This is a genomic window from Burkholderia sp. MSh2 (genome assembly GCF_000731655.1).
GTDB classification, from domain to species: Bacteria; Pseudomonadota; Gammaproteobacteria; order Burkholderiales; family Burkholderiaceae; genus Burkholderia; species Burkholderia paludis.
The window spans coordinates 85,779-106,064 of sequence record NZ_JPGM01000004.1; the positions used below are offsets into that span (position 1 = coordinate 85,779).

22 protein-coding genes are annotated in these 20,286 nt (G+C 68.7%); 16 read left to right on the forward strand and 6 right to left on the reverse strand.

Features of this window, described 5'->3' with window-relative positions:
* Positions 1 to 178: 178 nt before the first annotated feature.
* Positions 179 to 391 (reverse strand): 30S ribosomal protein S21, encoded by a 213-nt coding sequence (gene rpsU / locus GQ57_RS02895; protein ID WP_006401410.1) that lies wholly within the window; start codon positions 389 to 391, stop codon positions 179 to 181.
* A 531-nt stretch (positions 392 to 922) separates the two neighbouring features.
* Between rpsU and GQ57_RS02900 the strand changes: the two genes are divergently transcribed.
* The 5 genes from GQ57_RS02900 (at position 923) to vioA (ending at position 7,827) form a co-directional block, all read left to right on the forward strand.
* On the forward strand, positions 923 to 2,080 hold the full coding sequence (locus tag GQ57_RS02900; protein ID WP_031397032.1) for a flagellin: 1,158 nt from the start codon (positions 923 to 925) through the stop codon (positions 2,078 to 2,080).
* A gap of 135 nt (positions 2,081 to 2,215) precedes the next feature.
* Positions 2,216 to 3,724, forward strand: a complete 1,509-nt coding sequence (gene fliD / locus GQ57_RS02905; protein ID WP_031397033.1) for a flagellar filament capping protein FliD — start codon at positions 2,216 to 2,218, stop codon at positions 3,722 to 3,724.
* Positions 3,725 to 3,749: 25 nt separating this feature from the next.
* Entirely contained in the window at positions 3,750 to 4,049 is a 300-nt protein-coding gene (locus GQ57_RS02910; protein ID WP_031397034.1) for a flagellar protein FliT, read from the forward strand.
* A 251-nt stretch (positions 4,050 to 4,300) separates the two neighbouring features.
* Positions 4,301 to 6,658 carry a tetratricopeptide repeat protein gene (locus GQ57_RS02915; protein WP_031397035.1) on the forward strand — a complete coding sequence of 786 codons (2,358 nt, stop codon included), beginning with the start codon at positions 4,301 to 4,303 and terminating at the stop codon, positions 6,656 to 6,658.
* Between the two features lie 26 nt (positions 6,659 to 6,684).
* Positions 6,685 to 7,827: a dTDP-4-amino-4,6-dideoxy-D-glucose aminotransferase VioA gene (gene vioA, locus GQ57_RS02920; protein WP_034197026.1), complete on the forward strand. Its 1,143-nt coding sequence runs from the start codon at positions 6,685 to 6,687 to the stop codon at positions 7,825 to 7,827.
* 10 nt (positions 7,828 to 7,837) lie between these two features.
* Here vioA and GQ57_RS02925 read toward each other — a convergent pair whose 3' ends face one another.
* The 5 genes from GQ57_RS02925 to GQ57_RS02945 form a co-directional block, all read right to left on the reverse strand.
* Complete coding sequence (locus GQ57_RS02925; protein ID WP_034197027.1) at positions 7,838 to 8,500, reverse strand: acetyltransferase; 663 nt, start codon at positions 8,498 to 8,500, stop codon at positions 7,838 to 7,840.
* 93 nt (positions 8,501 to 8,593) lie between these two features.
* Positions 8,594 to 10,534, reverse strand: coding sequence for a tetratricopeptide repeat protein (locus tag GQ57_RS02930; RefSeq protein ID WP_034197028.1), 1,941 nt, complete (start codon positions 10,532 to 10,534; stop codon positions 8,594 to 8,596).
* 25 nt (positions 10,535 to 10,559) lie between these two features.
* Positions 10,560 to 11,303, reverse strand: a complete 744-nt coding sequence (locus tag GQ57_RS02935) for an acetyltransferase (protein WP_031397039.1) — start codon at positions 11,301 to 11,303, stop codon at positions 10,560 to 10,562.
* A 429-nt stretch (positions 11,304 to 11,732) separates the two neighbouring features.
* The gene (locus tag GQ57_RS02940) at positions 11,733 to 13,355 is read right to left on the reverse strand and encodes a TIGR04222 domain-containing membrane protein (RefSeq protein ID WP_034197029.1); all 1,623 of its coding nucleotides are present in this window, start codon (positions 13,353 to 13,355) and stop codon (positions 11,733 to 11,735) included.
* Between the two features lie 212 nt (positions 13,356 to 13,567).
* Positions 13,568 to 13,897, reverse strand: coding sequence for a helix-turn-helix domain-containing protein (locus GQ57_RS02945; RefSeq protein ID WP_034197030.1), 330 nt, complete (start codon positions 13,895 to 13,897; stop codon positions 13,568 to 13,570).
* Positions 13,898 to 14,551: 654 nt separating this feature from the next.
* Here GQ57_RS02945 and GQ57_RS02950 point away from each other — a divergent pair.
* The 11 genes from GQ57_RS02950 to GQ57_RS03000 all read left to right on the forward strand — a co-directional run bounded on the left by GQ57_RS02950 (position 14,552) and on the right by GQ57_RS03000 (position 20,284).
* Complete coding sequence (locus GQ57_RS02950) at positions 14,552 to 14,758, forward strand: tail protein X (RefSeq protein ID WP_034197031.1); 207 nt, start codon at positions 14,552 to 14,554, stop codon at positions 14,756 to 14,758.
* A 16-nt stretch (positions 14,759 to 14,774) separates the two neighbouring features.
* On the forward strand, positions 14,775 to 15,119 hold the full coding sequence (locus GQ57_RS02955; protein ID WP_034197032.1) for a putative holin: 345 nt from the start codon (positions 14,775 to 14,777) through the stop codon (positions 15,117 to 15,119).
* A 1-nt stretch (position 15,120) separates the two neighbouring features.
* The gene (locus GQ57_RS02960) at positions 15,121 to 15,387 is read left to right on the forward strand and encodes a phage holin family protein (protein WP_034197033.1); all 267 of its coding nucleotides are present in this window, start codon (positions 15,121 to 15,123) and stop codon (positions 15,385 to 15,387) included.
* A gap of 3 nt (positions 15,388 to 15,390) precedes the next feature.
* A complete protein-coding gene (locus GQ57_RS02965) occupies positions 15,391 to 16,209 on the forward strand; it encodes an N-acetylmuramidase domain-containing protein (RefSeq protein ID WP_034197034.1) in 819 nt (272 codons plus the stop codon).
* Positions 16,206 to 16,646: an Rz-like lysis system protein LysB gene (gene lysB / locus GQ57_RS41270; protein WP_034197035.1), complete on the forward strand. Its 441-nt coding sequence runs from the start codon at positions 16,206 to 16,208 to the stop codon at positions 16,644 to 16,646. The genes GQ57_RS02965 and lysB overlap by 4 nt, the downstream gene beginning before the upstream one ends.
* Entirely contained in the window at positions 16,534 to 16,770 is a 237-nt protein-coding gene (gene lysC / locus GQ57_RS43565) for an Rz1-like lysis system protein LysC (RefSeq protein WP_235215008.1), read from the forward strand. The genes lysB and lysC overlap by 113 nt, the downstream gene beginning before the upstream one ends.
* On the forward strand, positions 16,763 to 17,212 hold the full coding sequence (locus tag GQ57_RS02980) for a phage tail protein (protein ID WP_034197037.1): 450 nt from the start codon (positions 16,763 to 16,765) through the stop codon (positions 17,210 to 17,212). The genes lysC and GQ57_RS02980 overlap by 8 nt, the downstream gene beginning before the upstream one ends.
* A gap of 580 nt (positions 17,213 to 17,792) precedes the next feature.
* Complete coding sequence (locus tag GQ57_RS02985; RefSeq protein ID WP_034197038.1) at positions 17,793 to 18,479, forward strand: phage baseplate assembly protein V; 687 nt, start codon at positions 17,793 to 17,795, stop codon at positions 18,477 to 18,479.
* Positions 18,476 to 18,838 (forward strand): GPW/gp25 family protein, encoded by a 363-nt coding sequence (locus tag GQ57_RS02990; protein ID WP_034197039.1) that lies wholly within the window; start codon positions 18,476 to 18,478, stop codon positions 18,836 to 18,838. Before GQ57_RS02985 ends, GQ57_RS02990 begins: the two co-directional genes overlap by 4 nt.
* The gene (locus tag GQ57_RS02995; RefSeq protein ID WP_034197040.1) at positions 18,835 to 19,749 is read left to right on the forward strand and encodes a baseplate J/gp47 family protein; all 915 of its coding nucleotides are present in this window, start codon (positions 18,835 to 18,837) and stop codon (positions 19,747 to 19,749) included. Before GQ57_RS02990 ends, GQ57_RS02995 begins: the two co-directional genes overlap by 4 nt.
* Positions 19,742 to 20,284, forward strand: coding sequence for a phage tail protein I (locus GQ57_RS03000; protein WP_034197041.1), 543 nt, complete (start codon positions 19,742 to 19,744; stop codon positions 20,282 to 20,284). Before GQ57_RS02995 ends, GQ57_RS03000 begins: the two co-directional genes overlap by 8 nt.
* Positions 20,285 to 20,286: the final 2 nt, after the last annotated feature.

Here is a 20,286-nt window from a genome sequence, read left to right on the forward strand (position 1 = left end):
CAAATGCCGGCCGGCCGCCGGAAACGGCGAAACCGCCGCGCAGCCGCGCGGCGGCCGCTCGCGCGACGGCTCGCACTCCGTCACGACGGCGGAGCCAATCCGGCCCCCAAAAGCAAAACGGCGGAGCGGCTTCTTTCGAAGCACGCTCCGCCGTTTCGCGGCGAACCGTAAGACGCTCTTAGTGGAGCTTCTTCGGCAGCATCTGGCTGCGCAGGCGCTTGTGCAGGCGCTTGACGGCTGCCGCCTTCTTGCGCTTGCGGACTGCGGTCGGCTTTTCGTAGGACTGGCGTTCACGCAGTTCAGCGATCAGGCCATTTTTTTCGATAGCACGGCGAAAGCGGCGAATCGCCACTTCGAACGGCTCGTTTTCTTTCAGAAGAATCGTCGTCATGTCGTTCCTAAATTGCTTAAACGGTCAAAAACGTAGCGGCCAAGCGCCACGCACCGGCCATCCGGGCGTTCCCACAACAGGCGAAACGAGCGGAAATACGGCCTCGGAGGCCGGAAAAGAGAGGCGGAAAGCACCGCGAGTACGCTTCACAAGCCGCGTGCAGCGCCGCGTTTGACTGCCAGCAGACATGCCGAAAACGGCAGAGGCGTGACAGAAAATCTCAATTCAGCCCGCCATCATAGCAGGGAATCACAGACAAAACCACCCTTTTGTCGCTCGTGCATGCACAGGCGCGCGACTGCATGACGGGACCGGCCTCCGGCCCCTTTAGTCGGACATTCGGCCGGGTATCGCGCAGGAGTGCTCCGAAATGACAAAGAAGGATAAAAAATCGGGCCGAATCTCCACGTGCCCCTCAAGTTTTGTTTTGGTGCGCCGAAATCCTGCTCTGAGGCGGCCAGCAATGAACGAGTGCTTCCGCCGACGCCAAAACGGCTTTTCAGGGCTTTCGGCTTAAACAGGAGATTTTCCATGCTCGGAATTAACAGCAACATCAACTCGCTGGTTGCACAGCAGAACCTCAACAGCTCGCAAGACGCCCTGTCGCAGGCAATCACCCGCCTGTCGTCGGGTAAGCGCATCAACAGCGCAGCGGACGATGCAGCCGGTCTCGCGATCTCGACCCGGATGCAGACGCAGATCAACGGCCTGAACCAGGGCGTGTCGAACGCGAACGACGGCGTGTCGATGATTCAAACGGCGTCGAGCGCACTGTCGTCGCTGACCAACAGCCTGCAACGTATCCGCCAGCTGGCCGTCCAGGCGTCGACGGGCACGATGTCGTCGTCCGACCAGGCAGCACTGCAGCAGGAAGTTTCGCAGCAGATCCAGGAAGTGAACCGTATCGCGTCGCAAACGACGTACAACGGCACGAACATTCTCAACGGCTCGGCAGGCATCGTGTCGTTCCAGGTCGGCGCGAACGTCGGCCAGACCATCTCGCTGGACCTGAGCCAAAGCATGTCGGCGGCACAGATCGGCGGCGGCGTCGTTCAGACGGGCCAGACGGTCGGCACGATCACGGGCCTGAGCCTGAACGCCAGCGGCGCATACACGTCGTCGGGCGCGACCATCACGGCCATCAACGTGACGTCGGACGGCAAGGGCGGCTTCACGTTCACCGACCAGAACGGTTCGACGCTGTCGAGCACGGCAGCATCGGCAGTCTTCACGACGTCGTCGGCAACGGCATCGAACGGCCAGTCGGTCACGCAGATCTCGATCAGCTCGGGCGCGACCAGCTCCAGCATGTCGTCGGCATCGCTCACCGCGATCTCGAACGCCGTTGCGCAGATCAACGCCGTCAACACGCCGGCTACCGTGTCGAACCTCAACATCAGCACGGTCAGCGGCGCGAACGTCGCGATGGTGTCGATCGACAACGCACTGCAGACGGTGAACAACCTGCAAGCAGCACTCGGCGCGGCGCAAAACCGCTTCACGGCGATCTCCACGTCGCAGCAAGCGGAATCGACCGACCTGTCGTCGGCACAGTCGCAGATCACTGACGCGAACTTCGCGCAGGAAACCGCGAACATGTCGAAGAACCAGGTGCTGCAGCAAGCAGGCATCTCGGTGCTCGCACAGGCGAACTCGCTGCCGCAGCAGGTCCTGAAGCTCCTGCAGTAATCGCGTAGCACCCCACGGCCGGGCCCCGCGTAAGCACGCGCGGCCCGGCCGCAGGCACTTGGCACGCGGGGCCTTGCCCCGCGGCCGGCTCTTCATCCAGAATTTCACGGATCACCCGCCGCACGGAGCACTACGATGTCGACGATCAATTCCGCCGTTACCGCCGCCAACAGCTCGGCCAACAGCCAGCTGCAGCAGGCCGCCCAATCGATCATCAGCGGTTCGACCGGCAACTCGTCGATGGACGTCAACTCGCTCGTGACGGCGCTTGTCAATGCAAAGACCGCCGGTCAGACCGCCGCGCTCACCGCGCAGCAGACCAGCGACAACACCCAGATTTCCGCGTACGGCGCCCTGTCGGCCGCGCTGAGCGCACTCCAGGCGGGCGTCACGACGCTGTCGAACGGCACGCTGCAGAACACCTTCACCGCCAACATGAGCGGCACCGGCATCACCGCGACCGCAGGCGCGGGGGCCGTCGCCGGCAACTATTCGATCGGCGTCACGCAGATCGCGACCTCGCAATCGCTGTCGTCGGCCGCGTTCGGCGCGTCGACGGCGCTCGGCAGCGGCACGATGACGCTGTCGCTCGGCAGCCAGTCGTTCACGGTCAACGTGGACAGCACGAACAACACGCTGTCGGGCATCGCCGCCGCGATCAACACCGCGACCGGCAACCCGGGCGTCGTCGCGTCGGTCGTCAACGGCAGCGACGGCGCCCACCTCGTGCTCAGCTCGACGCCGACCGGCGCGGCGAACACGATCAGCGTCGCGCTCAGCAACGTGTCCGGCGACAACGGCCTGTCCAGCCTCGGCGTCACGTCGACGGCCAGCACGACGGGCGGCCAGTCGACCTTTACGTCCGCGAACAGCAACGCCGCATGGACGCAAAGCACGGCCGCGCAGGACGCCGCGTTCACGATCAACAACATCGCCGCGACGAGCGCGAGCAACACCGTGACGAGCGCGATCACCGGCGTCACGCTGAACCTGACCTCGGCCGCCGTCAGCTCGACCCAGACGCAGACGCTGTCGATCGCCACCAACACACAGTCCCAGGCGTCCACGATCAACAACTTCGTGACGCTCTACAACACGCTCGTCACGACGATGGGCTCGCTGTCGAGCTTCTCGTCCGGCGCGGCCTCGCAAGGCCCGCTGCTCGGCGACTCGACGCTGAACACGATCCAGAACGCGCTCGCGTCGGTCGTCGCGAACGGCGTGACCAGCAACGGCACGACGATCACCCTCGCGTCGATCGGCGTCACGCTGCAGGACGACGGCACGCTGCAGGTCGACAACACGGCGCTCAACAGCGCGCTGCAGAACAACCCGACGGGCGTCGCGGCACTGTTCAACTCGACGAACGGGATCGGCCAGCAGCTGACGACGGACATCACGAACTACACGCAGACGGGCGGGATGATCGCCGCACGCACGACGGCGCTCAACAACGACCTGACGAGTGTCTCGCAGCAGCAGACGAACCTGTCCAACTACGTGGCAGAACTGACCAGCCAGTACCAGGCGCAGTTCACCGCGCTCAACACGCTGATGGCGACGATGAACTCCAATTCGGAGTACCTGACGCAGCTGTTCGGCGGCTCGAACAGCGCCGGCGCGCTGTCGAGCAACAAGAGCTGACCGCCGGCCACACGGGAGAGCCACGATGGAACAGACCGAACTGATCGCCCGACTCGACGCGCTCACCGACGCGCTCGAGCATGCCGCCGCAATGTCCGACTGGATCGAGGCGGCGCGCCTCGTCGACGTGCGCGATCCGCTGATCGCATCGCTCGCGGCCGACCAGCCGCCGGCCGGCCTCGCCGCGATCCGCCGGATGCAGACCAGCAACGACCGCATCTTCTCCGACGCGCAGCGCGCGCAGCAGGAACTGGCCGACGAATACCACGCGGCGATGGGCCGCGTGCAGGCCGTCAGCCAGTACCAGCGCGTCGCGAGCCGCTGACGCGCGACCGGCGCCGCGACGCCGGCGCACCCACCCGACAACAAGAACTACGCGCTGATGTGAGGGCGTGCTCGTTCGCCTCCGCCCGCCTCGTGCGGGCGTTTTTTTTGGGGTACGGCCGACCGCGCCGCCCCCGCGCCGGCCGGGCGTTCAATCGACCAAACTGACCGGGCTTTTACCGTCACCTCGCGGCATCGGCGCGGCGGCACGCTACCGATAATGGCATCGACCGACTTTCCGCAGAATTCATCATGCTCCCGTCCGAACTGCCCGCCCCCGCCGCGCTCACGCCCGAACAGCAGCTTGCGCAGGACATCGCGCTTGTCATGGACAGCGCGCTCGAACGTCAGCACAGCGGCGCGTTCGAGGACGCCCGGGCGCTGTACGAGGCCGTCCTCGACGCGATGCCCGCGCACGCGGACGCGCATTACAACCTCGCGGTGCTGCTGGTCGATACGGACCGGCCGGCCGACGCGGTGCCGCATTTCGAAGCCGCCATCGGCGCGAATCCGGCCAACGGCTACTACTGGGTCAGCTACATCCACGCGCTGCATCGCAGCGGACAGACGGCCGCCGCATGGGTCGCCGTCGAGATCGCGCAGCAGCGCGGCATCCGCGGGCCCGCGCTCGACGGCCTGATCGGACAAATGGCATCGCCCGACATCGTGCTCGCGACCGCGGCGATCGCCGTCGCCCCGAGCGGCATCGACACGGCGATCGTCCTGGAAACCGCGGCCGGCCCGGCCGACCCCGCCGGACGTCAAGGCAACGCCAAGTCCGCCCGCCGCCCCAATCAGGCGCTGCTGCAAAAGCACGCGGCGCTGTTCGACAAGAACAAGCACGCGGAAGCCACCGCGCTGGCGCGGCAACTGGTCGCCGACTATCCGGAAGAAGGCGCGTGCTGGCGCGCGCTGTCGGCCTCGCTTCACCGGGAAGGCCGCTTCGTGGAAATGATCGAGGCCGGCTTTCGCACGGTGGAATTGCTGCCCGACGAAGTGCTCGTGCGCATCCTGCTCGCCGACACGCTGCGCGCCGTCAACCGGCACACGGAAGCACACGCGCAATGCCGCCGCCTGCTCGAGATCCAGCCCGATCACCCGGAGGGGCTGCGGATCCACGGCCTCGTGCTGTTCGCGATGCGCCGCACGGAAGAAGCGCTCGCGGCCTGCCGGCGCGCGGTCGAACTCGCTCCCGGCGCGGCCGCCCCGATGAGCACGCTCGGCTTCGTGCTGCTCGAACAGGGCGCGACGCAGGAGGCCGTGGGCTGGCTGAGGCGCGCGATCGAAATCAACCCGACCGACAGCATCACCCACAGCAGCATGCTGTTCTGTATCGCGCACAGCAGCGACTTCGATCCGCAGGCGCTCGTCGCGGAACACCGCAAGTTCGGCCAGCGCTACGACAACCACAAGCGCAAGCGCGCGGCCGTGTTCTCGAACCCGCGCGACCCGGCGCGCAAGCTGCAGGTCGGCTTCGTATCGGGCGACCTGTTCAGCCACGCGGTCGCCTCCTACGCGGTGCCCGTGATCGAGCATCTCGCGGCCGACCCCGGCATCGCGATGCACTTCTATCACAATCACTTCGAGGAAGATCAGACGTCCGATCGCTTCAAGGCCCACGCCACGACCTGGCGCAACGTCGCCGGCATGAGCGACCCGGCCTTCCTCGAACGCGTGCGCAACGACCACATCGACATCGTGATCGACCTGTCGGGCCACACCGGCCGCAACCGGCTGGTCGCGCTGGCGCAGCGCGCGGCGCCGGTGCAGGCGTCCTGGATCGGCTATCCGGCCACCACCGGCCTCGGCGCGATGGACTACTACCTGACCGATCGCTTCGTCGCGCCGCACGGCGCATTCGACGACCAGTTCGTCGAGCAGATCGTGCGGCTGCCCGCGATCGCGCCATTCATGCCGCCGCAGAACTGCCCGCCGGTCAACGGGCTGCCGGCGCTGCACAACGGCTATACGACCTACGCCAGCTTCAACCGCCTGAACAAGCTGAGCCCGCACGTGGTCGAGGTCTGGGCGCGCGTGCTGCATGCGGATCCGACCGCGCGCATGGCCCTCGGCGCGATCAGCAACGACCGCGACCAGGACCAGCTGATCGAATGGTTCTCCGCCGCGGGCATCGACATCGGCCGCCTGACGTTCCACCGGCGCTCGAACATTCCGGTCTACATGCAGCAGCATCACGGCGTCGATCTCTGCCTCGACACGTTCCCGTACACGGGCTCGACGACCACGCTCAACGGGCTGTGGATGGGCGTGCCGACCGTCACGATCCCCGGCGCGACGATGGCCGGGCGCGGCAGCGCGGGCTGGCTGCAGCACGTCGGACTCGACGCCTACATCGCGGCGGACGAGGACGATTTCGTCGCGAAGGCGCTCGCGCTCGGCCGCGATACCGCCGCGCTGCAGACGCTGCGCGCGGGCCTGCGCGCACGCTGCGCTGAATCCGCCGCGTTCCGGCCGGCCGTCGTCGCGGCCGGGCTATCGTCCGCGCTGCGCACGATGTGGACCCGCTGGTGCGGGAACGAACCCGTCACCGCATTCGACACCCCGCTGTTCGAGGACGCGACCCCTGCGCGCGCCTCGGCCGAGGCCTGAAGCACGCCCTATCGGGAGAGACCATCATGACCGCCAGCCTGCCCGCTTCGTCCGTCGCGCAACTGCCGCACGAGCGCATCTACGTCACGCAACCGCACCTGCCGCCGCTCGACGAGTTCTTGCCGTACCTCGAGAAGATCTGGGCGAGCCGCACGCTGACCAACGGCGGCCCGTTCCACCAGCAGTTCGAGCGTGCGCTGTGCGAGTATCTCGGCGTGCCGTACCTGTCGCTGTTCGCGAACGGCACGCTCGCGCTCGTCACCGCGCTGCAGGCGCTGCGCATCACCGGCGAGGTGATCACGACGCCCTACTCGTTCGTCGCGACCGCGCATTCGCTGCTGTGGAACGGCATCAAGCCGGTGTTCGTCGACGTCACGCCCGGCACGCTCAATCTCGACCCGGCCCGCATCGAGGCGGCGATCACGCCGCACACCACCGCGATCATGCCCGTGCACTGCTACGGCAATCCGTGCGACGTGGACGCGATCCAGAAGATCGCCGACAACTACAACCTGCGCGTGATCTACGACGCGGCGCATGCGTTCGGCGTGCGCAATGCCGGCGGAAGCGTGCTCACGCACGGCGACCTGTCGGTGCTGAGCTTCCACGCGACGAAGGTGTTCAATACGTTCGAAGGCGGCGCGATCATCTGCCCCGACGCGAAAACCAAGCAGCGCATCGACCACCTGAAGAATTTCGGTTTCGTCGACGAGGTCACGGTCGTCGCGCCCGGCATCAACGGCAAGATGAGCGAAATCAACGCCGCATTCGGGATGCTGCAGCTTCAGCACATCGACGGCGCGCTCGCGCGCCGCCGCGCGATCGACACGCTGTACCGCACGCTGCTGAACGACGTGCGCGGCATCCGCTGCGTGCCGCTCGGCGGCCAGACCGTCGCGAACCACGCGTATTTCGCGATCCTCGTCGACGAGGACTATCCGCTCGACCGCGATGCGCTGTACCAGAAGCTGCGCGACTACGACGTGTATGCGCGCCGCTACTTCCATCCGCTGATTTCGGAATTCCCGATGTATCGCGGGCTGCCGTCCGCGAACCGAGACAACCTGCCCGTCGCCACCGAGGCCGCGCGCAAGGTGCTGTGCCTGCCGATCTACCCGGCGCTCACCGACGACATGGTCCGTCGCATCGTCGAGCTGATCGCGCACTGACGCGCGGCGCTTACAGGTAGCGCTCGCCGGCCGCCCGCGCGCGGATCCGGCGGGCCGGATTGCCGTACGCGACCGTGTACGGCTCGACATCGCGCAGCACCACCGAGCCCGCGCCGACGACGCTGTGCTCGCCCACCGAGATCCGGTGCCGCAGCATTGCACCGAGGCCGATCGCCGCGCCGCGGCCGATCCGGCAGTTGCCGCCGGTAACGACGCCCGGCGCGAGACTCGAGAAATCCTCCATCACGCCGTCATGGTCCAGCGACGCGTGCGTGTTGACGATGCAGCCGTCGCCGATCGTGCTGCACGGATTGATCACCGCACCGGCCATCACGACCGTACCCGCGCCGATCGTCGACGCCTTGCCGATGCGCGCGCCAGGGTGCACCGCCGACACGCACGGCAGACCGGGCACACGGGCCGCGAGATCGGCCGTCACCTTCTCGCGCGCATGGTTGTCGCCGATGGCGACCAGCAGCCCGGCGACACCGTGCACGTCGACCAGATCCGGCAGGTCGCGCTCGGCGCCCAGCACCGGGTAGCCGAGCGTTTCCTCGCCGCGGGGCCGGAACGAATCGATCAGCCCGGCGATCCGGTACCGGCCGGCCTGCTCGACGATGTCGATCACGACCTTGGCGTGACCGGACGAGCCGATGATGACGATGTTTTCCACGAGGGCCTCGATTGATCTGAAACGCGGGTACGGCAGGGCCGGGCTTCCCGCAGTATGCCGTGTCGCCGAACGCGCACGGCGGGCGTGGTCGTATCAGACGGCCCGCGCGGTTTCGTCCGCCATCGCGCGGCCCGCCGCGAAATGCGCGGCGAATGCCCCGCGCAAGCGCTCGGCCATCCGGATCCAGCTCTCGTCGCGCCCGCGCCGGAACAGCCGCACCGTGCCGGGATACCACGGCGAATCGTCGCGATCGTGCATCCAGCGCCAGTCCACATCCTGATTCGGCAGCAGCACCCAGCAAGGCTTGCCGAGCGAGGCGGCCAGATGGGCGGTCGACGTATCGACGCACACGACGAGATCGAGTTGCGCGACGATCGCGGCGGTATCCGCGAAATCGTCGATCTCCGAGCCCAGGTGCAGCAGCGGCAGGCCGCCCGGCGGCTGGCACGCCTCGTCCTCGCCCTGCCCTTTTTGCAGGCTCGCGAACTGCACGCCCGGCACGCTCCACAGCGGCGTCAGCAATGCGAGCGACGGCAGCGAGCGGTGCGCGTCGTTGTGATGCTTCGGGTTGCCTTTCCACACGAGGCCGACGCGCGGGCCGGCCGGCAGCACATCGAGACGCGCGCGCCAGCGCGCGACACGGGCCGGATCGGGCGCAAGCCGCACCGGCGGCGGGATCGTGTCGAGCGTCGTGCCCGTGTGCATCGGCGCGCTCAGCAGGCTTGTCCAGTAATCGAACTGCGCCGCCTGCGCCGTCGCCGTCTCGTGATCGAGCACCGCGTCGATGCCGTCGACCGCCTCCATCAGCCGATGCAGCGCGGGCTGGCACGCGAATACCACCCGCGCGGCCTGCCGCGTGCGAAACGCCGGGAAATAGCGGCTGAACTGCAGCATGTCGCCGAGGCCGTCCTCCTGCCAGACGAGCAGCGTCTTGCCGGCCAGCGGTTCGCCCTGCCACTGCGTGCACGGCAACACCTCGCGGGTCCGGCGATGCACGAACGCCGCCTGTTCGTAGCGCGATTCGTAACGCCGCCAGCCCTCCTCGAACCGGCCGAGACCGAGCAGCAGCGTCGCCAGTCCGAAGTGCGCATCGCCGTAGTCGGCGCGCAACTCCAGCGCGCGGCGATACGCACGCTCGGCGTCGTCATGGCGACCGGCATGCGCGAACGTGGCGCCGAGGTTGTAGTGCACCTCGGCCATGTCGGGAGCGAGCGACAGCGCATCGGCGAAGACGGCCGTCGCCTCGTCGTGGCGGCCCTGCGCGCGCAGGACGCAGCCGAGATTGTTGTGCGGCTGGGGCAAGCCGGGGCGGCAACGGATCGCGTCGCGATAGGCCGCTTCCGCTTCCGGCAAGCGATCGAGGTTCTGCAGCGCGACGCCGAGGTTGTAATGCGCCTCGGGATGATCCGGGCACAGCGCGAGCGCCTGGCGGCTGGCGGCTTCCGCTTCCGGCATCCGCTGCATGTCGACGAGGATCGCGCCGAGGTTCGCGTGCGCGAGCGTGTGATCGGCGCGCACGGCGATCGCGAGCCGGTACGCAAGCTCCGCCTCGGCATGCCGGCCGCGCACACGCAGCAGGTTGCCGAGGTCGGTCAGCACGTCGGCGGACTGCGGCTCGATCAGCAGCGCCTGCCCGAACGCCTGCTCGGCTTCGTCGAGCCGGCCGAGCGCTTCGAGCACCTTGCCGAACCGGTGATGGTGCGACACCCGCAACGGCGTGACGGACGCGATCTGCCGACGCAGGAGCGCCTCGGCGTCGGCCAGGCGCCCTTGCGACACGAGCAGCGCGCCCAGGCCGTCGTACGGCGGCTCGAACGCCGGCATCGTGTCGATCGCGCGTCGCCACCACGCCTCCGCGTCGGCCAGCCGGGTCAGGCCGAGCGCGCAGACGGCCGCGATGTGCAGCGCCGCGACGGCGGGCGCCGGCCGGTCGAGCAGCGGCACGACCCGCGACAGCGCATCGGCAAACTGGCCGTTCTGGCACAGGGTTGCCGCGTGTTGTATCGATACGGCTTCGTCGGAAACGGGTGTCATGTCACTGCGCGGCGCGAACCGACGGTCAGACCGGCGCCGCCGAGGCGGCCGGCTGGCCGGGCTGGCTCATGGCACGGTCCTTGGATTCCTGGAGTGCCGCGAGCGTATCGAGCGCGCGCCCTTCGTCGGCGGCGAGGTCGATCAGAAACGCGTCGTTGTGCCGCTTGATCCAGTCGAGCGGCATGTCCCACCACGCGAGCTGCAGCAGCCGTTCGCGCACTTTCTCCGTGAAGCGGAAACGAATCAGCCGGGCCGGCGATCCGGCGTAGATTCCGTATGCCTCGGTGCGGAAATTGGGCGGAATCACGGCCCGCGCCCCGATCACGCACCCGCTCTCGATCTGGCTGCCGCCGAGGAACAGCGCTTCGTCGCCGATCCACACGTCGTTGTGGATCACGGTGTCCTCGTATTGCGGCATCGACGCATTCGTGAGGCCGTTGCCGAAGATGCTGAACAGGGTCGTGGAAATGGTCCCGATCTCGTGCTGACCGTTCAGCAGGAAGCGCAGGCGCAGGCCGCCGGCCACGTTCTTGCCGATCACGAGCTTCTGCACGCCCTGGTCGTACTTGACGATCGAGCCCACGCCGAGCAAGGAGCAGCGCCCGATATGAAAGGTGCCGACCTGCGCCTCTTCATCGAGCCAGTTGCGGAAGAAATTGTTCGGAATCGTCGACAGGGCGCCATCGCGGTAGCCCAGCACGATGAAGTGCTTCGACCACGGATGGTCAGGCAGCACGCCAATACAATCGTCGGAGGTCGTAACGTTCATTTGCGGTCGCAAGTGTGCCGTTGCGGCGGCTCGATACCGGGCCGCCCGATACGGCGATGGGAAACGCCGCGGCGCATGGACCGCGAGCATGAACGATGCAGTATAGAAAGCGGGCGGCGGCAACCTACAACGGATAAGAACGGCGTTCTGGCTTCTATTCACTCGATAGGCGCGGGGACGATCCGGAGCCCACGGGCCGGATGGGTCGGGCAATCAACCCGGGCCGGCGTTCGGCGACGGCCGGCGCGCGCACCAGCCGGCCCTCGGCGGCTCGCACCCGGCACGCCGCCGCGACATCCGGGCACCGGCAGAAGCACCGCCTGGATCCGGCCGCCCCGTGCCGTCGGCAATGCCCTGACGGCGCGTTGCCGCGGCCGCCACCGACGGCGCGCCGCCTGCGTTCGCCTCCTACGCAGGCGCGACGCGCGCTCAGTTGCTCGACGAACACCCGCCGCAACTGCTCGAACTGCACGAGCTGGAACTGCACGAACTCGACGAACTGCAGCTCGACGACGAGCAACTGCTGTCGGACGAATCGAACGAACCTCCGCTGCCGGCTTTCACGGCGGCAATCGACGATATCCGCGACGTGGCCAGCATCGTGTTCGAGTACGCCGACCATGCGGTACCGGCCAGCGCATTCGCGCCGAACAGCGCGGCAGTCCACAGCAACGGGTCCGGATCGCCGCGTTCGCGATCCTGCGCCGGTTGCGAGCCGTGCGTATCCGATGTTTGCTGCGGGTCCCGCGCGGCCCGCGGATCGTGCGCGACACGGCGCGCGAGCAGCAGGGCCCGCCCGGCAGCCGTCGCGCCGCCCCGGCCGAAGCCTGTCATGCGCCGCGCGACGATCCGGTACGCGATCGCGAACACCGCCATGCAGATGACGAGCAGCAGCACGGGCCGCCCGCGGCTCAGGCCGACCGCCAGCTTCGCGGCGCCGACGCCGAGCACGAGCAGCACGATCGCGCGCGCGGCCATGCGCGACGCGCGCATCTCGCCGGGCGCCCAGAGCCAGCCCTGCGCACGCATCCCGTCGGCGACCTCTTTCGCGTAACCGGCTAGCCGCTTGCGAAACAGGTCGTAACGCACGGTGCCGGACGGCTGCTCCTTGAGCCACGCGCAGTGGTCGTCATGCCGGCCCGCGCGGTCCGGATCGCCGATCCTCACGTAGCCGCCCTGCCCGGGGACCGTCCACAGGTCGACCGCGCCCGCATGCGCGAGCGACAGCGTCACGACCTGCGCGACCCGCGCCTCGCCGCCGGTGAGATACGCGACTTCGTCGGCGCTCAGGTCGGCCGACGCCTTGCGCGTGCGCCCGCCCCAACGGCGGCGCCGGAACTCGATCGCCTGCAGCGCCGCGATCAGCAGCAACGCGATGACGCACGCCGGCACGTAGAACGCCAGGAACTGCGGGCCCGTGTAGTTCAGCACGTTGAAGTCCTGCGCCGATGCGCAGCTCGCGGCGACGCTCGCGGCCGTGGCCGCCCACGCGAGTGTCGGCAGCCGGTCGCGCCAGGTCCTGTGGGCAGGCGAGGCGGCCGGCGCACTCGCCGACGGTTCCGGCTGCCGCGCGCCGGATGCGTCGCGCAGGCCGGCGGGCGGCGGCCAGATCGACGCGGGCGGCTCGCAGCCGAACAGCCGGCGATAGCTGTCGAGCGTGTCGCGGTAACGCTGCGCGTACACGGCGGCCTCGTCCGGCGCGCCTGTGCCGGGCATGTGATGCAGCCTCGCGCGCAGGACGTCGGCGCAGAAGACGTCCCAGTACTCGTGCGTGTATTGCAGATGAAAATGCCACGCGGCATCGACCGCGACCGACGGCGTGACCGGGTGCCCGGCAATCTGCGCGAGCAACGCGAAGCGCTTGTATTCGTCGATCACGGCCAGCGCGTGCGCATGCGACCAGCCTTCGGCTTCGGCAAGGCGCCGGCTGTACGGCAGCGGCGCGTCCGGGTCGTCGGGGGAATACGCAAGCAGACGCGCGAGCAACGCCTGCTGTGCGTCGGTCAGGGTGCTGGCGTCAACAGCGGTCGAGGGAGACGGGATGGCAGCCATCTGAAGTCGGCGCGACGCGCGGACGGCCACCGCGATCGACGCCTGGAGTTGTCGTTGCGGAGGATTCTCGCACGACGGTGACGCGACGCGGCACGGCACGGCACGGCACGGCACGGCACGGCACGGCACGGCACGACGGCACCAGCATACGGTTGCGGGTTGCTGCCGCAGTGGTTGGGATGCTGGCGCGCCGTGCCGGGCCGGCACGCGCGTCAGAAATCCAGCTGCGCCAGCGTGATATCGAGCGCGGCCGCGACTTTCTTGCGCATCGACTTGCGCAGCTTCCCGCGCTTTTCATGTTTCGCGTAGTCCGCCCGGCTGATGCCGATCCGTCGCGCTACCTCGGTCCGCGTCAACCCGAGATACTCGCGCCATGCACGCGCCGGAGAGCTTCCGTCGAACACGGCGCGCGTCACGAGTTCGTGCGGAACCGGATCGCGTGCGGCAGACTGCTGCGCCATATAGTCGGCGTACGGAATCACGACGAAGGCCGGCGCGCCGTCCGGCCCGTTGATGAACTGAATGGGGAGTGATTTGCTCATGCGGTGAGCGCCGCCCGCGAGGCGACGCGGCTATTCCTCGTTTCCGCCGATATTGTCGATCGGCGCCTCGGACAAGGCTTCGGGCACGTCGAACCGGAGTCGAACCAACCGGATGCGCACGCGATCGGAAGCCGCCAAACCGGCCGGAATGTTACTGCAAACGGGAAAACTGCGACGCGGCGGAACCGCGGAAAGCCTGGAGTGGCCATTTTTGGCGCCCGGCTGGGATCGAACCAGCAACCCCTGCCTTCGGAGTTTTACCTACGCCGGCCGCCCCCTTGCCCGGCAAGGCGCTGCACACCACGCTCACTGCAAAACCAAGATCGGCCAAGGTCAATCAAGGCCGCCCCGGTTCACGCAAGCTGCCATTCCGCTGCACGGCATGCGCGGCGCCCGCCCGCGAACATCGCGCACCGTCCCGAGAAGCGTAAAGCGCGCCGCACATCGCGGCACGCACCGCGCTGCGTGCCCGCACAGGTCACGCATGCGTCCCGTTGAACGCCGCCCCGCGAAGCTCGACCATGGGAATCATCTTCACTGCCTCACGGTCCGGAACCTCGCCATGGCAAGCCGCACGACATCGACACGCCTCCCCCGCACGCCGGCCGGCACAACCGCCCGCCGCCACACCGTCCCGCATCGCGGGCAACCGTCATGATCGCGCGCACCTTGCAGGGCGATACGGTCGACGCACTCTGCTGGCGTCATTACGGCCGCACGGACGGCACCGTCGAGGCCGTGCTCGAAGCCAACACCAGGCTCGCCAGCCTCGGCGTCGTGCTGCCGGCCGGCACGCCCGTCCATCTGCCGCCGTTCGATACCGTCACGCGCACCCGGCCGCTGCTGCAACTGTTTGACTGACCCTGGAATCGCCGTCATGGCCGAACCGAACCTCACCACCGCTGCGCTGCTGTCCGCCGCGATCGGCGTCGCAGGGCTCGCGCCCGGCATCGACGGCAACGCGCTGATCGGCGCGTTCACGGGTGCCGCGCTCGTGGTCGTCACGTCGAAGGAGATCGGCGTCGCGCGCCGCGCGGCCTACCTGCTGATCTCGCTCGTGATGGGCTATCTCGCCGCGCCCGAAATCGTCGCCGCGACGCCGATCCATTCGACCGGCGTTGCCGCGTTCTTCGCGGCCGCGCTCGTCATCGCCGTCACGCTGCAGCTCATCGAGCGCGTCAAGACCCTCGATCTGCTCTCCCTGTTCCGCAGAGGGGGATGACATGCATCTCCCGTTCGCGCTGATCGCGCTCGCTGCCCACGTCGCCGTGCTCGTGCGCGTGCTCACCTACCGGCGCAACGGCGCGCGGCACCGGCATCGCGCCGCGTGGTTCGCGTGGACCGTCGCGGCGATCGCCGGCGGCGCATCGATCGAGCTGCTGCTGCACGCCGGCGCGACCGGCTTCTTCGACGCGGCCACCGCGGTGCTGCTCGCGATGTCCGTCTGCGGCACGCGCGGCAACGTCGCGCGCCTTCTGAGGAGTGAATGAATCATGAAAACCCGCCGCCTCGGTGATCACGGCGACGACGTGGCCCTGCTGCAACGCCGGCTGATCCGCGCCGGTTACGCGGTGCAGGTCACGCACGTCTATGACGCGGCAACCGAAGCCGCCGTGATCGCGCTGCAACGAAAAACCGGCCTCGTCGACGACGGTATCGCCGGCCCGAAGACCTATGCCGCACTCGCCACCGGCCAGCGCGATCCGAAGCGCCTCGCGCTCGCCGACCTCGAACGCGCCGCGCGCACGCTCGACGTTCCACTCGCATGCGTGCGCGCCGTCAACGAGGTCGAATCCCGCGGTGCCGGGTTCCTGCCCGACGGCCGGCCCGTGATCCTGTTCGAGCGCCACGTGTTCTGGAAGCGGCTGCAGGCGCGCGGCATCGATCCCGCGCCGTTCGCGGCCCGGCAGCCGGACATCGTGTCGCGCACGCGCGGCGGCTATCGCGGCAGCGCGGCGGAATACACGCGCCTCGCCGCGGCCGAATCGATCGATGCCGGCGCTGCGTGGGAATCGGCGAGCTGGGGTGCGTTCCAGGTGATGGGCTATCACTGGGAACACCTCGGTTATGCCGGCATCGACGAATTCGTCGCGTGCATGGAAAGCGGCGAAGCGCAGCAGCTCGACGCCTTCGTGCGCTACGTCGCGGCCGACAGCGCGCTGCGCCGGATGCTCGGCGCGCGCCAGTGGGCCGCATTCGCCCGCGCGTACAACGGGCCCGACTACGCGACAAACCTCTACGACGTGAAGCTCGCGCGCGCCTACGACCGGTATGCATCGCAAGCCGCGGTCGGTGCGTCTGTCGCCGCATGAACGGGTTCGCCGCGAAATGCGCCGCCTGCCTCGTCACGCTCGCCGCGTGCGCGGCCGCGGCGCTGTATCTGCATGCACTGCATGCCGACCTGGCGCTCGCGCGGCAGCAACTCGTCGACGCACGACAGACGCTGGCCGGGCGCGACGGCGTCATCGCACGCATGCAGCAGGACGCCGCCGCACGCGCGCAACAGCAGGCGCGCCTCGACCGCTCGCAAACCGCGATCGCCTCGAAGCTCGACGCCATTCGACTTGAAAACCGGAGATTGACCGATGAAAACGCCGCGCTTCGCGCCTGGGCTGGCACTCCTCTGCCTGACGACGTTGTCCGCCTGCAAGCCAATCCCGCTCTCACCGGCGCCGACGCTTACGTCGATCACGTGCCAGACGGTGAGCCGCTGCACGCTGCCGATGCTCGCGCCGCGCACCAACGGTGAGCTCGACGCCGCGCTCACGCTCGCGAAGGCGGCCTGGGCGCGCTGCGCGGCGACGGTCGACATGATCGCGGCGTGCCAGGCCGGCACGCCCGCAACCGGCCACGGAGACCGTCCGCATGAATAAGCCCGACAGCCTGCGGCGGGCGCTCGTCGCCGCGATCCCTTCCTTCGGGACCGAACCGAGCGCGCTGACCGTGCTCGTCGAGCAAGGGTCGATCGCGGCGACGGGATCGCTGACGCCGTCGTTCGAATACCGCTACACGGCGCACGTGCTCGCAACGAATTTCTCCGGCGACACCGACCGCGTGTTCGTCGCGCTGGTCGAATGGGCGCGCGCGAACCAGCCGGATCTCGTGACGAACCCGGCCTCGCGCGCGAGCGGCATCACCTTCGAGGTGGGCATCCGCGACCAGGCGGCGGCCGACCTGTCGATCCGGCTGGCGCTGACGGAAAGCGTCGTCGTCACGAGCGGACCGGATGGCGGCCACGTGATCACGCACGTCGACGATACGCGGGTCGATCCGGCCGATACGTTGACCTGGGTCGCGCTGCCGCAGATCCGGTGAGTGCGGCGGGCGTCGCGCCCGCCTTTCTGCGCGCCCGATCGAATCCGTGTGCGGTGCGCTCGGGCGCGCGCATCGCTTCTCGTCGCCTTCATCCGATCCGGCAACGGCCGCGCACCGCGGCCGCTCTTGCCTCCTCGCACGCCGCGGCGAAACTGCACGGTGCGATCGCGATGCCGATCGCATGATCCCGTCGTCCCGTCGAATCAGCCCGTTGCAACATCGAGCAGGTCATCGACTGCGTTGACGATGGATGAAAACCCCTCCACGCGCCTCGCAACGACGACCGCCACCCGGCTTCGCCACAAGACATCGACACGGCCAGTCACTCACACCTCTTCAGCACGCCGCCGCAGCGCGCCCCCCCGAACATGCGGCCCGTCACCTTCCTTCACGGCATCGATCCGGCCGCGCAGCCGAACCTTGCGACAGCACCGCCAAGCCGCACGACTCCATCCTCACGCCAACCGGTACGACGATTTTCGACGCACGTCTTCGTGCCGGCATCCGCCGCGCGCTGTCGTCGCCGCGACGACACAGGCCATCGCTCGCGCCGTGACCGCCCGGCCGGCACCATGGCTGCATGGACGCTAACGAAATTCAACGGCAGGCACGCAACGCGGTGCGCAAGGGAACGATCCTCGCGGTCGATCATGCGGCCGCGTTGTGCCGCGTCTCGGTCGGCGACGCCGATGCCGACGGCGGCGGGCTGCAGACCAACTGGATTCCCTGGGTCGCCGGCACCGCCGGCGGAACCCGCGACTGGCTGCCGCCGACGCCCGGTGAACAGGTCGTGCTGCTCTGCCCGATGGGCGATCCGGCGCAGGGCGTCGCGCTGCGCGGCGTCTATTCGAATGCCGCGCCGGCGCCGGCGTCGAGCCCGGACACGCACGCACGCGTCTATCCCGACGGCGCAAGCATCACCTACGACCACGCCGCGCATGCGCTCACCGCCGAGCTGCCGGCCGGCGCGACCGTGCGTGTCGTCGCGCCGGCGTCGGTCGTCGTGCAGACCCGCGACGCGACCGTGCACGCCGAGCGCGTCACGCTCGACGCGCAGCAGACGACCTGCACCGGCGCGCTGACGGTCAAGGGCCCGTTCGCGTTCGAAGCCGGCATGACCGGCACCGGCGGAGCCGGCGGCGGCGCCACGATGCAGATCGACGGCGCGGCCACCTTCACCCGCGAAGTGACTTCCCAGGGCATCAGCCTCCCGCATCACACGCATCGCGAACAAGGCGATGGACAACTCGTGAGCGCACCGCAATGAAAGGCATGAACGCGAACACCGGCCGCTCGATCTCGGGCCTAGACCATTTCTACCAGTCGATCGGCAAGATCGTGACGACGCCGCTCGCGTCGTGCGTGAAACGCCGCACATTCGGCTCCGAGCTGCCCGACCTGATCGACGCGCCGGGCAACGGCACCGTGCGTACGCGGCTGTATGCCGCCGTCGCGACCGCGCTGATGCGCTGGGAACCGCGCCTGACGCTGACCCGCGTCGTGCTCGCCGCGGACGACGCGAACGCGGCGGCCGGCTCGGTCTACCTCGACATCGAAGGCTGGACCGGCGAGAACGGCACGACCGTGTCGACCCGCGTGCCGGTCGCAACCGGGAGCGCGGCATGAGCGTAACGCCGATCGACCTCTCCCAGTTGCCGTCGCCCGATGTCGTCGAAACGATCGACTATGAAACGCTGCTTGCCGTGCGCAAGGCCCGGCTCGTGTCGCTCTACCCGGCCGCGGAACAGGCCGAGATCGCCGCGACGCTCGCGCTCGAATCGGAGCCGCTCGTGAAGCTGCTGCAGGAGAATGCGTACCGCGAGATCGTGCTGCGGCAGCGCGTGAACGATGCGGCGCGCGCGGTGATGCTCGCGTACGCGGTCGGCGCGGATCTCGACCACCTCGCGGCGCTGTTCGGCATCCGGCGCCTGACGATCACGCCCGCCGACCCGGAACACGACATCGCCGCGGTCATGGAAAGCGACACCGACCTGCGCGCCCGAACGCAGCTCGCGCCGCAAAGCTTCTCCGTCGCCGGCCCCGAAGGCGCGTACGTCTCGCATGCGCGCAACGCGGACGGGCGCGTGCTCGACGCGTCGGCGGTCAGCCCCGCCCCGTGCGAAGTCCTCGTCACGGTGCTGGCGCGCAACGGCGACGGAACGGCCGACCCGGCGCTGATCGACGCGGTGGCCGCAGCGCTGCAGGCCGACGACGTGCGCCCGCTCACCGACCAGGTCAGCGTGCGCGGCGCGGACATCCTGCGCTACCAGGTACGCGCGCGGCTGGTGTTCTTCGCCGGCCCGGATCGCGCGGTGGCGCTCGCGGAAGCGAACCGCGCGATGAAGAAGTACACCGAATCGATGCACCGACTCGGGATGGAAGTCACGCTCGACGGGATCTACGCGGCCGCCCGCGCGGCCGGCGTGCAGAAGGTGATCCTCGAAAGCCCGCTCGCCGGCCTGCCGGCGACGAAGCAGCAGGCGCCCTACTGCACCGCGATCGAGCTGATCGACGGCGGGGTGTACAGCAATGAATGACATCCTGCCGCCGAACGCGACACGGCTCGAACGCCGGCTCGCGTCGACGCACGCGTGCATCGACGACGTGCCGACGCCAGTCGCGACGCTGATGAACCCGGACGCGATCCGCTCCGACCTGCTGCCGTGGCTCGCATGGCACCTCGGCGTCGATGCGTGGAAGGACTACTGGCCCGAGTACGTGAAGCGCGCCCGCGCCGGCCAGGCGATCCCGATCGCGCGCCGCAAGGGCACCGCCGCGTCGGTGCGCGAAGTCGTCGCGGCCTTCGGCGGAAACATCGTCCTGCGTGAATGGTTCGAGCAGCGCCCGCCGGGCCGTCCCGGCACGTTCGACCTCGTGATGACGGTCAGCGGCCAGGAAGGTCAGCCGCCGACCGCCGAATACGTCGCCGACATCCTCGCGGAAATCGACCGGACCAAGCCGGTACGGGCGCACTACACGTTCACGCAGGGCTTCGAGATGCGGGGCCGGCAACCGGTCGGCGCCGCTGCGCGCGTGGCGGCCTATCGCCGCCTGAACCTCACCGACTACTGATC

Coding starts and splice junctions, on each gene's coding strand:
- rpsU (WP_006401410.1), bottom strand. CDS start 391: ATGACGACGATTCTTCTGAAAGAAAACGAGCCGTTCGAAGTGGCGATT.
- GQ57_RS02900 (WP_031397032.1), top strand. CDS start 923: ATGCTCGGAATTAACAGCAACATCAACTCGCTGGTTGCACAGCAGAAC.
- fliD (WP_031397033.1), top strand. CDS start 2,216: ATGTCGACGATCAATTCCGCCGTTACCGCCGCCAACAGCTCGGCCAAC.
- GQ57_RS02910 (WP_031397034.1), top strand. CDS start 3,750: ATGGAACAGACCGAACTGATCGCCCGACTCGACGCGCTCACCGACGCG.
- GQ57_RS02915 (WP_031397035.1), top strand. CDS start 4,301: ATGCTCCCGTCCGAACTGCCCGCCCCCGCCGCGCTCACGCCCGAACAG.
- vioA (WP_034197026.1), top strand. CDS start 6,685: ATGACCGCCAGCCTGCCCGCTTCGTCCGTCGCGCAACTGCCGCACGAG.
- GQ57_RS02930 (WP_034197028.1), bottom strand. CDS start 10,534: ATGACACCCGTTTCCGACGAAGCCGTATCGATACAACACGCGGCAACC.
- GQ57_RS02935 (WP_031397039.1), bottom strand. CDS start 11,303: ATGAACGTTACGACCTCCGACGATTGTATTGGCGTGCTGCCTGACCAT.
- GQ57_RS02940 (WP_034197029.1), bottom strand. CDS start 13,355: ATGGCTGCCATCCCGTCTCCCTCGACCGCTGTTGACGCCAGCACCCTG.
- GQ57_RS02945 (WP_034197030.1), bottom strand. CDS start 13,897: ATGAGCAAATCACTCCCCATTCAGTTCATCAACGGGCCGGACGGCGCG.
- GQ57_RS02950 (WP_034197031.1), top strand. CDS start 14,552: ATGATCGCGCGCACCTTGCAGGGCGATACGGTCGACGCACTCTGCTGG.
- GQ57_RS02955 (WP_034197032.1), top strand. CDS start 14,775: ATGGCCGAACCGAACCTCACCACCGCTGCGCTGCTGTCCGCCGCGATC.
- GQ57_RS02960 (WP_034197033.1), top strand. CDS start 15,121: ATGCATCTCCCGTTCGCGCTGATCGCGCTCGCTGCCCACGTCGCCGTG.
- GQ57_RS02965 (WP_034197034.1), top strand. CDS start 15,391: ATGAAAACCCGCCGCCTCGGTGATCACGGCGACGACGTGGCCCTGCTG.
- lysB (WP_034197035.1), top strand. CDS start 16,206: ATGAACGGGTTCGCCGCGAAATGCGCCGCCTGCCTCGTCACGCTCGCC.
- GQ57_RS02980 (WP_034197037.1), top strand. CDS start 16,763: ATGAATAAGCCCGACAGCCTGCGGCGGGCGCTCGTCGCCGCGATCCCT.
- GQ57_RS02985 (WP_034197038.1), top strand. CDS start 17,793: ATGGACGCTAACGAAATTCAACGGCAGGCACGCAACGCGGTGCGCAAG.
- GQ57_RS02990 (WP_034197039.1), top strand. CDS start 18,476: ATGAAAGGCATGAACGCGAACACCGGCCGCTCGATCTCGGGCCTAGAC.
- GQ57_RS02995 (WP_034197040.1), top strand. CDS start 18,835: ATGAGCGTAACGCCGATCGACCTCTCCCAGTTGCCGTCGCCCGATGTC.
- GQ57_RS03000 (WP_034197041.1), top strand. CDS start 19,742: ATGAATGACATCCTGCCGCCGAACGCGACACGGCTCGAACGCCGGCTC.